Genomic DNA, 15,361 nt, shown 5'->3' on the forward strand with positions numbered 1-15,361 from the left:
CCGCCGGCACCGTCCGGCGGCGTTTTCGTTTCCAATCAATTCAAGAGGAGGACGACATGTCCGCTCAGTCCATTTTCGACCATGCCCCGCTTGGTGCGATCATCCACTTCTCCGACGGCACGCCCCGTCCGCCCGAACGGCACCGCCGTAAACTTCAGGGGTGGGAGCGCAACAACAACACCGGCCGGCTGGTGAAGAAACAGGCCGGCGCCATTGTTGGCAAGACGCTCATACCGGCCAGCTTCACGCTTCATGCCGGGGACTTCGGTAGCAAGGCTGTCGTGGTGCTCCGGGTCTTTCGAACGTTCTCGGTTAATAGCGCTCTCGACTTCTCGGTCATCAAACGGCCCGTAGCCGGTTCGATCCTCGTGCTTGACCGCCCCGGCGACGCCGGCGAACTGGTTCATGTCGCGGAAGACCGGCAAGCGGCCGACGAATGGCTTTCGCGTCACGGCTATCCCAACGCCGTGCTGCACGAAATGACCGTTGATGAAGCCGCCGCCGATCGCGGCGAGGGGAGGGCGGCATGACCTTCCCTCAGTCAGAACCCGATACGATGGTGCTGCCGGAAGTTCAATTTGCCACCGGCGCTGAAGGGTTTCCCGTTGCGCGCGTCGGCGATACTGCTTTCGCCATGTTGCCCGGCCGCGGTGATACGCACTTTCTGGCCACGGCCTGGCGCGTGCACCGGCCGCTCGACGAACTCGGTCGCAATGATTTCTATGGGCATGGCGGAGAGCTTGCCGGCGAGGAGGCCTTCCGCGCCAAGGTGCTCGAACAGGCCGAGCACGCCCGCGAAGAGCTTGCCCTCGGACGCCGGGAGGTCCGCTGCCACGGGAACACTCCATGGGGACCGTCGCAGGGTGCGACGGTCTTCGCCGAGGGACTGGTCTGCCATTCGACCGCCGGTCATGGAGGTTTCCATCTTTCCTCCGAACGCAACGCGAAGGTCGACCGGCGGCTTCGCCGGCCTGGCGGCTGGTACGAGGAAGATGCCGAATGGGCGATTGTCGCACTTGCCTTTCCGCACCTCTTCACCAGCTTTGAGCGACGGAGCGCCGAGCAGACCATGAAAGACAGCTGGCCGGATGCCTGGGAAGCGATTTTCGGCACTGTGCTAGAACCCGGTCAGTCCTTTGAGAAGGATCGGCGTGCGTTTCATGCCCGGCATGCTGGCGACTGGATCGTCATTTCCGCTATCAGGTCGGAGCAGCACGGCGGTTTTGTGGAGGTCATCGCTACTCTCGGCGGCGCGCGAGGGCCAAAGACTGAAAAAGCCGGTTTCTCGTTCCGTCCACCGAATACGAGATCGGCCGTTTCGGTTTCGTCGTCGATCCGGCCCGGCACGATGCATACGACGGCCCTTCGAGCTTCATTGGGTGGAGGCCGAGTTCGCCATGAACCGTTTGCTACTTCTCCGGCGAATGGAAACCGCGCGCCGCCAGACAAAGGCACATCTCGACCTGATCGAGCGCCAGATCGCGGCCCGAGCCGAGCGCATGGCGATCAGCGCCAGGGCCAAGGCAAGATCGCATCCACGTGGACGCTCCCGCTGGACACGGTCCGACGACGTCTTGTTTCGGGAGTATCTGGACCAGCTCAGTTTCGAGCGGCGCGGCGAGATCGATGCCCTCACCCGAAAACTCTCCCGGCAGGAGCGGGCGATCGCAGCCGTCAGGGCGAAGGTCACGATTGAGGGGTCTGGTACCAGAGCCGATACGCAATCCGCATTGTGACGGAATGGGCGTTTGTGGGGGCACCGCTCATTTCCTTCACGATGGGTGCCGGTGGAATGCCACCCCTGCCGGCCTCCCTTCGGTTCTGGACGCGGTCGTAAACCGGCGGCCGGAGCCTTCAAGGCCGCTGACGCGCCGCAGTGCGGCCGCACGCCCCATCCTCGTCAAACCTGTCCCGCGGAACTGTGCGAGGGCTTGATAAGCCCTGCTGGCCCGCTGGACAGGTTCGCTCGTCTAAGGTTCGAGCGGACCTTGATGCCTCCGTCTTTGCGCCGGCTTCTATTGCCCACGCCCGAAGGGAGGGCCGGCAGGGGCCGGCTTGAGCCTTCGGTCCAACGTCGAAGGAAAGGATCTCCCATGTCCAGCAACGCCCGTCCCTCCCGTCAATCCGGCAAGGTCGTCCAGCTCCGCAAGGGTGCAACCCTCGAAATGGTCCGGCACACCTGTCCCGACAGTGCCCAGGCCTCGCTTATCTCCGAAAGCTTCGGTCTTCCCAACATCGACAGCGACGGCATCCGCGAGCTCCACCATCAGATGATCATCGGTACCGCGGACTCCCTCAATGAAGGCCTCGGCAACCGGGCCATGCAGATCCATCTCCAGCGAATTGTCGGATCCTATGTTGGCTCCGCCCACGGCGCTGGCCAGTTCTATTCCAAGGCCGTGACAGAGGCACGCGACGCAACAGCCAAAGGTGCCAATGACATGCGTGACGAAGACCAGGGCGGTCCCGTCGGTTTCGACGGCGCCGCTCAGCGCAAACGCGAGTTCGCTGCCGATATGGGCCTTCAGGCCCATGCGCTCCGCTGCGCGGCCGAAGGTGTCGTGGCGGCCTATGAAGATGTCGTCGGCGAGGCCTGGAAGCCCTTCCAGCGCCAGGTCGAAAATCCCGGCCAGTCCGTCGACCGGAAGGCGGCTGAATTGCAGATGGCGGCGTTTGGGTGATGTTCCAGGGCGGGGCTTTTGCTCCGCCCACTTTCCTGTCTGAATCACGGGTTCAAATTGACAAAACAACGTAAAATACGTATTTTACGTAAAGAGATGGAGCTCTGCGATGAAACAGTACACTTTCTCTGACATGAACCGATCCTCGGGCGAAATCCTCGAAGCGGCGATGATCGAGCCGGTCGTGCTCACCAAGCACGGCAAGGAGAAGCTTTTTGTTCTTTCCGCCCGTGACTATCACCGCATGCGCGGTGAGCCGAGCCCGACGAAGTCCTATTCCCTGCATGATATGCCGGACGATGTCCATGAGGAGCTGATGTCGGGACTAGGAGCCATTCTTGAACCTGTCAAAGACGATGCCAGGGACGATGTTTAAGCAGGGTGACGTTGCCGAATTCCACTATCTGTGGCATCGCGAAGCGGAAAGGGGCGAGGAATCCGGCCGGATTCCTCGCCCTGTATGTGTCGTCATCAAGGCGCCCGGCAACCCCGACGTCGTGTTTCTCTTTCTCTTTACCTCCAAGCAGCCTTTGGACGGCCAACTTGCGCTAAGCGTTCCTGAAATTGAGTGTCGGCGCATTGGCGTTGCATCTCCGTGCTGGGTCATTCTCGACGAGTTCAATCGCGTCGAGATGGACAAGGACTATGACTTTGTTTCCACCGAGCCTATCGGCTCGGTCAGCGCGGCGTTCCTCCGAGAGATTGCCGCGACCATCAAGCAAGCAGCCCAAGCTTCTGCCATCAAGGCCGTGAAGCGGACCTGACTTCGCTTCGAGCGCTCCCGGGCGGCAAGACCACCGTTCTTCAAGGCCTCCCACTTTTCGCTGCGGTTGGAGAGGATGGCTGATTATCCACTTCAGTCGTTGCCAGGATGCGTGCAGCAACAGGCTCATTTCACAGAAGCAATCCAATCCCGCTCTTTTGAGAGATGGCATTCCTGGTGCGGCGCGGACTTCCACGATCAACCCGTAAAGGGTCCGCTAGCGAGCTGCGGCCGCTTGGCTTTGGCCTGCCCGGTGATCGCGTCCGCTAAGCCGCACACTGACGGAGCCATCAAGAGCGGGAATTGGCCCGCTCCAACGATGGAGCCCTCAAATGCAGCACGATCTTTCCCTCGCCCAGAAGCACGCCTGGAACCTCGCCCGCACCCTCATGACTCCGATCGTCCTCTTTAAATCCGGCGGTGAATACGGCGTCCTCCCCGCAGACGAGATCGAAGACGCCGATGTCGAAGTGCTCTTCGAGTACGACCCCTATAGCGGCGGCCACTCCATCCACTGACTACTCATCTGATCCATGATGGCGGCGCCTGGCGCCGCCTTTTCTGCGGCGCGACCGCCCCGACCGTGGCCCGTCCTGGGAAAGTCCGGGCGGAGCCGGCAGCAGCTGCAACGGCGTTGCCGTCCTCCTCTTCGTTCCGGCCCTGCGCCACCCCGCCGCGCTTCGCGCACCGAGGCCCGGCTTGGGTGCAGCTCCTGCCTCCGCGCTCCGCCGTTTCGGACCCCGTGACGGACCGCGATCGGCGCGGTCCTGAATTCCGGAAGTTTGAAAAATGAAGAGAAAAGAGAAAAACCCGCGCGCCGACATCTACGAACGGATCACGGAGAAAATCGTCGCCGATCTTGAGAAGGGAGCCCGCCCTTGGATCAAACCCTGGAGCTGGGGAAGGCTCGAAGGCCGGATCACACGGCCGCTCAGACATACCGGCGAGCCATACACGGGCATCAACGTTCTGCTGCTCTGGTCGGAAAGCCTGGCCCGCGGCTTTGAAGCGCCGCTCTGGATGACATACCGGCAGGCAAGCCAGATCGGCGCGCAGGTCCGCAAGGGCGAAACCGGCGCAACCGTCGTCTATGCTAGCCGGTTCACCAAGACCGAAACGGATTCCCGCGGCGATGAGGTCGAACGCGATATCCCGTTTCTGAAGACGTACACAGTTTTCAACTGCGATCAGATCGATGCGCTTCCGGAACACTATTACCACCGGCCGGAGAAGGTCATCGATCCGGTCGAACGGATCGAGCACGCGGACCGGTTCTTCGCCAACACCGGTGCGATCATCCGCCACGGCGGATCGAAAGCCTTCTACGCACCGGCAAGCGATCACATCCAGATGCCGCCCTTCGAGACGTTCCGGGACGCTGCATCCTACGTCGCGGTCCTCAGCCACGAGCATGTCCACTGGACTGCACCAGAAAGCAGGGTCGGACGCGATCTGTCACGTTACCACAGGGACTGCACCGAACGAGCACGCGAAGAGCTCGTGGCCGAACTCGGAAGCTGTTTCCTCTGCGCCGATCTCGGCATCGTGCCGGAGCTCGAGCCCCGGCCGGATCACGCCAGCTACCTTCAGTCCTGGCTCAAGGTCCTCAAGGATGACAAGCGGGCGATCTTTCAGGCGGCGGCCCATGCGCAGCGCGCGGTGACCTATCTGCACGCACTTCAGCCCGCTCATGTCAGCGAAGAGCGTGAGGCAGCCTGATACATTCCCTAATCTATGCCGCCGCGGAGGGCGAAAAGCCCTCCGTCAATCACCCGTGCCTGCTATCGCCAGGTGCCGGCGTGCAATCAACAACGCTGCCTTGATGGCGGCGCACGGCGCAGTCGGGCCGATGTCCTCGTGCTGGTCCAGGTCTGCAGGAGATCACTGCACCAACATTCGACTGAAACGGAACGGGCAAAGAGAGAGCCGGTGTCAGAGGCACCGACGCAATGTGCACCATTTCCCGGTTTCCTTCGCTGGCTTGAGCCTTCCAGACCGGCGGTCGGACGCACACCTACGACGCAAGAATTGCCGGTCTGTTCGCAGCTTGAGGATCGCCAATCCCCCGAACCAGTGCTAACGCCAATCACACACTCATATTCTCGTCTCGTGTTCCGCCGTGGATCGCTGGCCCGGACGCGAGGTTTGCAGGTCTTCACCTCCTATCAAATGTCACATACGCGCCGCCCAAAGCGGTCTCGATTGAGGCATGTCTGACCGGAACCCGGCTTCGCCTCGCTCGGCTGGACGCAACGGCGGCTAGAAACTTTCTTCCCCTTCGAACTGGTGTTCGAATTCCTCGCGGGTAGCCAAGAAAGTGTCTTTCCGCCGTCCTGCATTTCATTTCGGTTCCGCAGGAATGCGCGCCGATCGTTCCCGGTCTCTTCGACAGCCATCGAGGCCGCGAAGGGCGTGGCCCGAAACATCGAAGGAATGAAGACAATGGCAAACATCGGCACATTCATCACCACGAAGAACGGCTTCACCGGTCAGATCAAGACGCTGGCCCTCAACGTCAAGGCTCGCCTCGAGCGCGTCGAAAACCCCTCCGAAAACGGCCCGCAATTCCGCATCTACTCCGGTTCAGTTGAGCTTGGAGCCGGATGGCAGAAGCAGGCGAAAGACACCGAGCGCGACTACATCTCGGTCAAGCTGGACGACCCGAGCTTCCCCGCCCCGATCTACGCCACCCTCATCGAGGTGGAAGGTCAGGAAGGCCTGCAGCTCATCTGGTCTCGCCCGATTGGCAACCGCGACTAAGCGGCCATCACGAAGGCCTCGCCACAAGCGGGGCCTTCGATCGCTGTTTCCCGATCGCAACGCATCTGCCACCCGATCGGCGAAGTAGCTATTCGACGCTCTCGACTGTCTCCCGATATCCCCGGCGCTTTTTGGATCGCTCTATCCGCACCAGGGCATTGGTGGCATCGGCCGGCCAGTCAAATGTTTCCATCATCGTCTGTCCCCGGGTTCCGATACGCCCCCAATCGCGAATGAGCGAAGCGCCGCCAAACAGCGTTGGCTGAACGGTGAGGCAATAGAACCGCCGCATGTTCCGGGCCTGGTCAATGCGGCGAAGATGGACCGGCTCGCGTTGTTGTGACTGCATGGGAAGAGTTTCGCTGACGAGGCTGGCTCCGTCCAATGACTTCTATGAATCGATAACCCTCAATCGATTCACGACCTTCATCCGTGTTTTCCTTTTCGAAAGCTGAGAAGGTAGCCGCGCATCGAGCGCGGCAGCCTTCTTTTGTAGCCGAAACCGGGTGAGGCCTGGTCTGCTCAGATCGACCGAGTGTAGTGCGGCGGCAAGTCTGCCCCAAGGACGCGCGGTCCCCCCAATTTTCCGGCTGTACCAGAAAATCGGCACCCCCGCACGCCGCCGCCGGCGGTCGCTTGCGCGATCCTTGACCCAGCCTCACCACCACACCTTCGGGCGTCATCTTTCGAAGACACTCAAAGGGAGATGACGATGCACCATGAAATCCAGATTGAAGAACTTCGCGCAGAACTCCGCAATGCTGCCGATGCCGGCGAGCGTCGCCAGATATCGGCAGAGCTGGAGATCTTGAGAGCAGAGCTTGCGGTCATTGCGGCGGATCAAGACAAAACAATCGAAAGCGCGCCGCCCTTATAAGGCGGCCGTTTCTTGTGTTCGCGATGCAAAGCCCTGGCCCGGATCGACCGGGCCAAGGCTTGCTTGACGACCGGCAATTTGCATTCCCGCTTTCACCGTTGTCTTTCCTGGTGAAGATCTACCTGTGCAGCAATTGGCCTCGACCAGGCGGGTTCCCGCATCCTTACCGTCGCTCTGTTCCGAAACGCGACGCCGCCACTTTTTCAGTCATCTCTTTCCGTCGGAAGAACATCGCCCGGCCGCATCGCAACGGCTCATTTCCACTGGTAAACACAATCTGCTCATCGGACCGCATCTGCAGAACTTCATGCGGCTGTATGAGAGGACGCTGAGAGAGCTGACGGGAGCGGTTCCGCGAAACTTGCCCGCCACGTAAGGACCGGCTCACCTGGTCAACCTCGATTGTCGTCATGCCACATCGCTCGGAAATATAACGCGCCGTGTCCGGATCGTTGATTGCGGCGAAGGACACCCAGGAGGCGGATTCGAACCACTTGGATGTGGCATCCTTGCCGCCGAAGGCCTCCCGCATCTGGCCGAGCGACTGGAACAGCATCAGAAGCGAGATTCCATATTTGCGGCCGGCATCGCGTGCCGTTTCGATGATGCGCATGTAGCCGAGCCGTGCGGCCTCATCGAGCAGGAAAAGAACCCGGCCGTTGATGTCTCCATCGCGATTGTAAACGGCTTTGATGAACGCGCCGATGATCACGCGCGCCATGCCAGGATGATTTTCCAGGGTGGAAAGATCGATGTTGAGGAAGATGGTTGTCCGGCCGTTGGCAATGATGTCGGTTTTGAAGGTGTTGCCGGAGACGAGCGCGGCATAGGTCTCGTAGGAGAGCCAGTGGGTTTCCTTGGCGGCAGTCGCATAGACTCCGGAGAACGTTTGCGGCGTCATGTTGATGAAGGGTCCGACGAGTTCTTTGACGAACTCGTTCGGCGCCGTGTCGTGAATGTCGGCCAGGAACTCTTTCAGGTTTTCTTCCGGTTTGGTGAGAATGCTGCGCACCGTGCGCAGTGATCGTTTTCCGGAGGTATTCTCCAGATCGGAAAAGACGACATGTGCAATCACGCTGGTGATGAGCTGTTCCGCATTGGTGCGGAAGAAGTCGTCCGCTCCGGAGGCTATCCGCGGCTTCTCCGACATGAGCCAGGCCGCAACCGTTGCCATGTCCTCTTCCATCGAGGAGCCGAATTGACCGATCCAGTCGAGGACATTGAACCCGACTTGTTGGTTTTTCGGATCGAGGCAAATGACCTTCTGGCCCATCGAACTACGGCTTTCCGATACCATCGGCGCGATTTCGGTCGAGGGATCGAGGACGATCATCGACCCGGGATATTGGAGGCAGGTGGGAATGACGACGGACGTTGTCTTGTATCCGCCTGAGCCGGCAAAGACGATGCCGTGTGTGGAACCAATGCCCTGGTCGAAAGCGACGAGGGGCGCCTTGCCGCCCTTGCCCCAGGTGTTGTTGTGGCGCGGATCGAAATTGATTTCTGCAACGCTATCCTGATCGACCCGATAGCGTTCTCCAATGACGATACCGCCGTCTTCGGGAAACAACTTTGCGGCGGTCTTACCGTCCATCCAATCGCTTTCGCCATGGATGCTTCGGCGGCCGGAAACCCGTTTCGGCCGGTTGTCGCCGAAGGCATTGTTGCCTTTCAGCCCGACCTTCAGACCGAACAGACCGACAAAGAGCGCCCCGACCGCACCACCGATCGAATAGAGATCGGCGTACTGCAGAACCGATCCAGGCTGAACTTGCTCTGAGAAAGCATCGAGCCGCAGCGCCTCCAGGAGCGCGGCAATAGCAAAAACCAGCAGGCCACCGGTCAGCACGCCGAAGCCAGCCCATTTGATGTCGAGACTGCCGCGCGCCGAGAAGAGAACGATGAGCCCCAGGCCGGCCGAGACAAGAAAGGGAAGGGTGAGCCCGATCCGGCCGAGCAACAGATAGGCTTTCTGCGTCGTGGCGATGGAAGCCAGCCAGGTTTCAATCCCGGTGAGGCCCCATAGTGCCATTAGCATGAGGGCTATCGGGATCAGGAACAGCAGCGCCCTTTTGAGTGTCATTCTTGAATGCGGCCTTTCCGATTACGCGCCATCTGTCGCGCTCATTCATGTCGCCAAGGCGGTTCGAAGCATCCATGAGAATGCCGAGTAGGATGGCCTTGTCTGTCTTGCGAAGTCCGGCTTTGACGATGAGGCCGCCAAGCTGGATTTTTTCGCGTGCGTCTTTCTTGCGGTCCAGCAATCGCGTTCGCCTTCTCCGGTTTTCGAGCGTTCTGAACTGCCCTTCAATTCTGCGGAGCTGCAGCGTGATTTTGTGAAGCGGCCGGCTTTTGAAATCGGGCGGCGAGGTCGTTCAAGGCTTTGGCGAGTTCGGCCTCATCGATGTCGAGTTCGGCGAGACCGCTCTCCATGACGAGCTTGGCGACCCGCTCAGACTGCTTTTTGAGCACCTGTCTTTTCTTCTGCTGGAGCTTGGCGATCTGAGCTTCGATGTCGTCGATCTGCTCGGAGGCGGTTTTGGAAGTGCGCGGAGCCATCAGATGTTCCTTGTTTTGAAATGGGTTGTTTAAAGGCAATGGCTTCGCTCATAGCGTGTCATATTCCTCAAGTCGAGCTTGGTTGCAAAACTTGTCGTGGATACAACCAAGAAGGAGTCCGCTGAATAGAAGCGAAAAGGCCTTACGACTGACTTATGCGCTGATTGAAGATCCGGTTTTCCAGCCCGTGAGGGCCGCAGTCCGGTTTTGAGGAAAACCGGACGGAGCAGGCGAAGGCTTGAACGCGCTCCCCATAAAGCGCTGAAGAGAAAGCCGAAGCCTGTGGTAAACCGGGTCTGGGCGGTGGAGGATTTGCCACATCACCTGCTCGGCAGAACAGCAAAGATCAGAATTTTTGAAAAAGGCAGGACGGCGCTTCCAGCGCCCTATCGCCGCCAACGGCGATAGCTCTCAGGCGGAAACGATTTTCAATCGTTGAGTGTAGAGCGCACTTATAGGATTGTGGATACAATCCCGGTATGCTAAGCGTCAAGTGTCTTCGCAACTCTGTCGCGAAGTTTGACGCCAGGCCCTTGAAATGAATTTCAGAGGCTTGGCTGTTCGCTTCGCTCGCTTCAACCCGCCACCGTTCGCCCCCATCATCGCCGCCCGCAGGTTCAGCGCCCTCCATGGCCATCTATCATTTCCATGTTCAGGTGATCTCCCGGAGCGAAGGCCGGTCGAGTGTCGCGGCGGCGGCATACCGGCATCGTACCCAGATGACGGTATCGAACGATCTGGACCACAAGAAATTCAACTACGCCCATAAGGACGGCGATCTGGTTCATGAGGAACTGGCGCTGCCGGATCAGACGCCACAGTGGTTCCGGACACTGATCGACGGGCGGAGTGTCGCCGGCGCGAGCGAGGCTCTTTGGAATGCGGTCGAGGCGCATGAGACCCGCGCCAATGCGCAGCTTGCCCGCGAGATCGTGTTCGCGCTGCCGTCGGAATTGAGCCGCGAAGAGAACGTTGCCCTCGTCCAAGGCTATGTCCGCGAAGCCTTCACATCGAGAGGCATGATTGCGGATTGGGTCTATCACGACAAAGAAAACAATCCGCATGTCCATGTCATGCTGACGATGGCTCCTTTGACGGAGGCGGGGTTCGGGTCGAAGTGGGAAACGCTTCTCGATGCGAAAGGAGAACCGGTTCGGGCGGGAGGTCAGAAGAACGGCAAGATCCAGTACAAGGCATGGGCTGGCGACAAGGAAACGCTGAAACAGTGGCGGGAGCTTTGGGCCACGCATGCAAACAAGAGTTTGGAGCAAGCCGGCCAGGAAACGCGGATCGATCACCGCAGCTATGAGGCTCAGGGGATCGAGCTTCGCCCGACATCCAAGATCGGAGTTCAGGCTCGCAACATTGCCAAAGAAGCCAAAGCCCAAGGACGTGAAGCCGATCTGGAACGAGCGGTCTGGCATGCGGAAAGTTGCCTGGAGAACGTTCGGCGTATCAAACGCCGCCCGGAAATTGTCATTGATGCGATCACACGCGAGAAGAGCGTTTTCGATGAGCGGGACATTGCAAAATACCTTCATCGCTATGTGGACGATCCGGGTAAGTTCCAGGACCTGCTGGCGCGCGTTCTGAATTCCCCGGATGTCGTGAAGCTCGCCGTCGAAGCGGTTGATCCGGAAACCTGCGAAATGGAACCGGCGAAGCTCACCAGCCGGGAGATGATGCGGCTCGAATCGGAGATGGCGCGGCGGGCCGATCACCTTGTTTCCGCTTCCTCCCATGGCGTCGATGAGCGGTCTCGCGCCGCGGTCCTTTCCAAGATCCAGCAGCTTTCCGATGAACAGCGTGTTGCGATTGAGCGCATCACGGCCGATGAGCGAATGGCGTCCGTTGTCGGCCGGGCAGGGGCGGGCAAGACCACGATGATGAAAGCCGCCCGTCAGGTCTGGGAGTCGAACGGCTATCATGTCGCCGGCGCCGCCCTGGCGGGCAAGGCGGCCGAGGGGCTGGAGAAGGAAGCTGGAATCGCATCGCGCACCCTGGCGTCCTGGCAATTGTCGTGGGCGCGGGGTGAGGGGCTTCCGGATAGAAAGACCGTGTTTGTGATTGATGAGGCGGGCATGGTCGATAGTCGGCAGATGTGCGTCTTTGTCGAGACGATCGCGAAGGCCGGAGCCAAGCTCATTCTGATCGGGGACGCGGAGCAGCTGCAGCCGATCGAAGCCGGTGCCGCGTTTCGGTCCCTGACGGGCCGAACGGGCTACGCGGAACTTGGCACGATCTACCGTCAGCGCGAACAGTGGATGCGCGATGCGTCCATGGATCTTGCACGGGGCGATGTCGCCAAAGCGATCAACGCGTATCGCGCCAACGGTCACGTTGTCAGCATGCCGCTCAAGGATCAGGTCATCAAAGGCATGATCGATGACTGGTCGGCCGACTACGATCCCTCGAAGTCGATGCTGATGCTTGCCCATCTTCGAGCTGATGTTTTTGAGCTCAACAAGTTGGCACGCGCCACGCTCATTGAACGCGGTCTGATTGAGGAAGGGCACAAGTTCCGTACCGAGGACGGCGAACGGTTCTTTGCTGCTGGCGATCAGATCGTGTTCCTGAAGAACGACCGAGACCTAAACGTCAAGAACGGCATGATCGGCCGCGTGGTCGAAGCGGGTGAGGGGCGCATTGTTGCAGAGATCGGGGCTGTTGGTGGTAGTGGGGGATCGGATCAAACCCGGCGCGTCGAGGTCAACCAGAAGACCTATCGCAATGTCGATCACGGCTATGCGACGACGATCCACAAATCTCAAGGCGCGACCGTCGACAAGGTCAAGGTTCTGGCAACGCTTTCGCTGGACCGGCATCTGACCTATGTCGCGATGACCAGGCACCGGGAAGACGTGAAGCTCTATCACGGAGCGTTGTCGTTTGCGAAGAATGGCGGCCTGGTCGAGGTTCTTTCCAAGAAAGGTGCCAAGGATACGACGCTCGATTATGCGGGCTCGGAACTCTATGCCCAGGCGCTCAGCTACGCGGGCAGTCGGGGTCTCTACGGACTTCGGGTTGCGAAGGCCATGGTGCAGAACCAGCGCCGTTGGTTTGGCGAGCAAAGGGCGAAGCTCTTGGCGCTCGGCGAGCGGCTTGCCGTGCTCGGCGCAAAGCTTGGCATTGGTTCACGCGGTCTTGCCACAAACGCACTTACCGTCCAAACAGAGCCACGCGAACAGGCGGCCCCGCTGCAGCCCTGGATCAAAGGCGTTGAGGAATGGGCACTATCCGTCACTGAGACTGTGGAGGCCAAATTGCAGTCCGATGCAACGTTGACAGCCCATTGGGTTGAAATCCAGAACCGCGCCCGTCTCGTCTATGAGCAGCCGGACGAGGCCGTAAAGTCGATGCGGATCGATGACATCGTGAAATCGAGTGGCGCTGAGCAGGTGTCCGCCCGCGATAAGCTCGCTGAAGAATTGGCGAATGCGCCCGAACAGTTCGGATCGCTACGCGGCAAGACGGGAATGCTTGCGGGCAAGTCCGCTCGCGAAGCTCGCGAGCAGGCGTTGAACAACGTTCCGCAGCTCAGCGACGATGTGAAAAACTACATCCGTCTCAGGGCCGAGATCGGAGACTTGCGCACGGTGGAGTTGGAACGGGAGCGGGATCTGTCGCGCGTCGATGTGCCGGCGCTGTCGCCGGCGGCCGATGGCGTCTTGTCGCGGATCCGCGATGCCATCGACCGCAACGACCTGAATGCGGGCCTGTCCTTCCTTCTGGCGGACAAGATGGTCGAGGCCGAGCTCGGTGAAGTCGCCGCGAAGCTGGACCAGAGGTTCGGCGAGAGAACGTTCATGGCCGGTCTCAAACCGGAGGGGCCTGCCTTTGAAAAGGCCGCCGCCCGGGTTGCCGATGAAGATCGGAGCAAGCTTGCGGATGCATGGCCGAAGTTCAACGCGCTGCAGAAAGTCGATGCAAAGAAGCGTTCCCAGGAGAAAGCTCAAGCGCAGGTGTTGAAAAAGGAACAGGTCAAAGATCAGGGCATGACCCGGTGATAGAGAAGGCGCGGCGACGGGGCAAGCGGAAAGCCTTGGCAATCCTGTCGCTGGCCGGATTAGCGATTGGCGGCATTGCCGCCGCCGGTTTTCTCGGCGGCTACCGGATCAACACCACACCGAGTTTCCCACTCGGACTTTGGCGGATCGAGGAACTGTCCAGGGAAGCTCGCCGGGGGGACACCTTGTTCATCTGTCCGCCGGCGAATTCGCCGGCGATCGAACTGGCGCGCGATCGGCTCTATCTTCCTGCAGGTTTGTGCAACGGCGGCATGGCACCGCTCATCAAAACCGTTGTGGCCTTGCCGGGACAGACCGTCACCATCGAGGGCAATCAGGTTGCCGTCGATGGCGAGCTCCTGGCGCATTCTTCCATCCAGGCGAAGGACGAGCAGGGGCGTCCATTGACCGCCTATGCCGGGGGTATCGTTCCGGCGGGCGATATCTTTGTTCATTCCGATTACGTGGCTTCTTATGATTCAAGATATTTTGGCCCCATCCCGGCGAGCGGCATTCTCGGCCTGGCGCGAGAAGTGCTCACCTTCCAGCCCTAAATTCGCGCGGGGTCTGCTTTGCGTCCTGGGAGGCATTGCGACCGGCACAATCGGCTGGTCCGGCAACGTGCTTCTGCTGCCGGCCGGAATGCTGTTTCCGGCTTTCTGGGCCTATTCTCCGTCCCGATCCGTGGCGGCGCTGGTGGCAGCGGCGCACTTCCTCGGAGCCTCACGAGGCTTGCCGCAGGGCGCGTCCATATTCTTCGGATCCCAATATGCTATCGGAATCGGCCTTTGGTTCGCAGCGTCTCTCGTCTTTGTCGCCGTCTATTCCGCGCTGTGGTCGGGCCGATCCGGTTGGCCGCGAATGCTGCGGTATCTAATCGCAAGCGTTCTGATGAGCTTGCCACCCTTCGGAATCATGGGTTGGGCCAGCCCGATCACTGCGGCCGGCGTGCTCTTTCCGGGATGGAGCTGGTTCGGACTGGCAGCGACCGCGATCCTGTTGCTCATGATGACCACAAGCCTTTGGAGGATCGCGGTCCCGATTGTCGCCGGATGTGCTGCTTGGTCCGCCGCATTCTGGACGGACCCGAACGTAATTGAGGGTTGGACCGGCATCAACACCACTTTCCGCTATGAAGGGGCTGGACAGCACGCCGGTTATGAGCAGCAGCAGGAAACAATCGCCATGGTTCGCAAGGCGGCCGGGCAGGGGGCTAAGGTAGCGGTCCTGCCCGAGAGCGCTTTAGGACTATGGACTCCGACGACGGAACGGCTCTGGACAGATGCTTTGTCGGATCTGTCAGTGACCGTGATCGGGGGCGCCGCGGCCATTCAAAAGAGCGGCTATGACACGGTGATGGTGGAGATCGCGAAGTCGGACACGCGGATCCTCTATCGCGAACGCATGCCGGTCCCGGTTTCCATGTGGCAGCCTTGGCGCCGGCTCACAGGAGACGGCGGCGGAGCCAACGCCTACATATTCTACAATCCAGTTATGCCTGTCGCGGGCTATCGCGCAGCGCCGTTGATCTGCTACGAGCAGTTGATTATCTGGCCTGTCCTGCAATCCATGGCTTTGAACGCCGATATCATCGTGGCGATCGCCAACGGCTGGTGGACCGGCGGAAGCAACATTACCGCTATTCAGCGTGCCAGCGTCACAGCCTGGGCAAAGCTGTTCGATGTTCCGCTGGTGATCGCATTCAACGAGTGAA

Annotated in this window: 16 protein-coding genes and 1 pseudogene; 13 read left to right on the plus strand and 4 right to left on the minus strand. The window is 60.1% G+C overall.

Translation table 11 applies throughout. From position 1 onward, the window contains the following. The first annotated feature begins 56 nt into the window (after positions 1–56). The 9 genes and pseudogenes from FIU93_RS30280 to FIU93_RS30320 all read left to right on the plus strand — a co-directional run bounded on the left by FIU93_RS30280 (position 57) and on the right by FIU93_RS30320 (position 6,204). Entirely contained in the window at positions 57–530 is a 474-nt protein-coding gene (locus FIU93_RS30280; protein ID WP_134853284.1) for a hypothetical protein, read from the plus strand. Between the two features lie 26 nt (positions 531–556). After that, positions 557–1,401: pseudogene (locus FIU93_RS31820) on the plus strand (hypothetical protein). Further along, on the plus strand, positions 1,398–1,736 hold the full coding sequence (locus FIU93_RS30290) for a hypothetical protein (protein WP_134853288.1): 339 nt from the start codon (positions 1,398–1,400) through the stop codon (positions 1,734–1,736). The pseudogene FIU93_RS31820 and the gene FIU93_RS30290 overlap by 4 nt, the downstream one beginning before the upstream one ends. 357 nt (positions 1,737–2,093) lie before the next feature. Next, positions 2,094–2,681 carry a hypothetical protein gene (locus FIU93_RS30295; RefSeq protein WP_008188348.1) on the plus strand — a complete coding sequence of 196 codons (588 nt, stop codon included), beginning with the start codon at positions 2,094–2,096 and terminating at the stop codon, positions 2,679–2,681. A gap of 109 nt (positions 2,682–2,790) precedes the next feature. Then, complete coding sequence (locus tag FIU93_RS30300) at positions 2,791–3,057, plus strand: type II toxin-antitoxin system prevent-host-death family antitoxin (RefSeq protein ID WP_040450280.1); 267 nt, start codon at positions 2,791–2,793, stop codon at positions 3,055–3,057. Continuing rightward, positions 3,020–3,445, plus strand: a complete 426-nt coding sequence (locus FIU93_RS30305; protein ID WP_286202354.1) for a hypothetical protein — start codon at positions 3,020–3,022, stop codon at positions 3,443–3,445. Before FIU93_RS30300 ends, FIU93_RS30305 begins: the two co-directional genes overlap by 38 nt. Before the next feature lie 331 nt (positions 3,446–3,776). Then, entirely contained in the window at positions 3,777–3,962 is a 186-nt protein-coding gene (locus tag FIU93_RS30310) for a hypothetical protein (RefSeq protein ID WP_008188323.1), read from the plus strand. A 271-nt stretch (positions 3,963–4,233) separates the two neighbouring features. Next, on the plus strand, positions 4,234–5,163 hold the full coding sequence (locus tag FIU93_RS30315; RefSeq protein WP_008188246.1) for a zincin-like metallopeptidase domain-containing protein: 930 nt from the start codon (positions 4,234–4,236) through the stop codon (positions 5,161–5,163). Positions 5,164–5,886: 723 nt separating this feature from the next. Then, positions 5,887–6,204, plus strand: a complete 318-nt coding sequence (locus FIU93_RS30320) for a DUF736 domain-containing protein (RefSeq protein WP_040450317.1) — start codon at positions 5,887–5,889, stop codon at positions 6,202–6,204. 88 nt (positions 6,205–6,292) lie between these two features. Here FIU93_RS30320 and FIU93_RS30325 read toward each other — a convergent pair whose 3' ends face one another. Next, a complete protein-coding gene (locus tag FIU93_RS30325) occupies positions 6,293–6,553 on the minus strand; it encodes a WGR domain-containing protein (RefSeq protein ID WP_040450275.1) in 261 nt (86 codons plus the stop codon). A 363-nt stretch (positions 6,554–6,916) separates the two neighbouring features. Here FIU93_RS30325 and FIU93_RS31540 point away from each other — a divergent pair, with 363 nt between their 5' ends. After that, complete coding sequence (locus FIU93_RS31540; RefSeq protein WP_167579045.1) at positions 6,917–7,081, plus strand: hypothetical protein; 165 nt, start codon at positions 6,917–6,919, stop codon at positions 7,079–7,081. 163 nt (positions 7,082–7,244) lie between these two features. On the opposite strand, the gene traG is transcribed toward FIU93_RS31540, so the two are convergent. From traG to FIU93_RS30340, 3 genes are read right to left on the minus strand one after another with little or no spacing between them, the layout of a single operon-like run. Next, positions 7,245–9,164 carry a Ti-type conjugative transfer system protein TraG gene (gene traG, locus FIU93_RS30330; RefSeq protein WP_152508011.1) on the minus strand — a complete coding sequence of 640 codons (1,920 nt, stop codon included), beginning with the start codon at positions 9,162–9,164 and terminating at the stop codon, positions 7,245–7,247. Then, positions 9,085–9,345 (minus strand): conjugal transfer protein TraD, encoded by a 261-nt coding sequence (gene traD / locus FIU93_RS30335; RefSeq protein ID WP_008188337.1) that lies wholly within the window; start codon positions 9,343–9,345, stop codon positions 9,085–9,087. Before traD ends, traG begins: the two co-directional genes overlap by 80 nt. Before the next feature lie 43 nt (positions 9,346–9,388). Continuing rightward, on the minus strand, positions 9,389–9,640 hold the full coding sequence (locus FIU93_RS30340) for a TraC family protein (protein ID WP_081450445.1): 252 nt from the start codon (positions 9,638–9,640) through the stop codon (positions 9,389–9,391). A 629-nt stretch (positions 9,641–10,269) separates the two neighbouring features. On the opposite strand from FIU93_RS30340, the gene traA reads away from it, so the two are divergent. The 3 genes from traA to FIU93_RS30355 are packed head-to-tail and all read left to right on the plus strand — an operon-like array spanning position 10,270 to position 15,360. Further along, positions 10,270–13,647: a Ti-type conjugative transfer relaxase TraA gene (gene traA, locus FIU93_RS30345; protein ID WP_152508012.1), complete on the plus strand. Its 3,378-nt coding sequence runs from the start codon at positions 10,270–10,272 to the stop codon at positions 13,645–13,647. Beyond that, the gene (gene traF / locus FIU93_RS30350) at positions 13,647–14,201 is read left to right on the plus strand and encodes a conjugative transfer signal peptidase TraF (RefSeq protein ID WP_077294863.1); all 555 of its coding nucleotides are present in this window, start codon (positions 13,647–13,649) and stop codon (positions 14,199–14,201) included. Before traA ends, traF begins: the two co-directional genes overlap by 1 nt. Then, on the plus strand, positions 14,122–15,360 hold the full coding sequence (locus tag FIU93_RS30355; protein WP_077294757.1) for a conjugal transfer protein TraB: 1,239 nt from the start codon (positions 14,122–14,124) through the stop codon (positions 15,358–15,360). The genes traF and FIU93_RS30355 overlap by 80 nt, the downstream gene beginning before the upstream one ends. The last annotated feature ends 1 nt before the right edge of the window (position 15,361 follow it).

Source organism: Labrenzia sp. THAF35 (assembly GCF_009363595.1).
Lineage (GTDB): Bacteria > Pseudomonadota > Alphaproteobacteria > Rhizobiales > Stappiaceae > Roseibium > Roseibium algicola.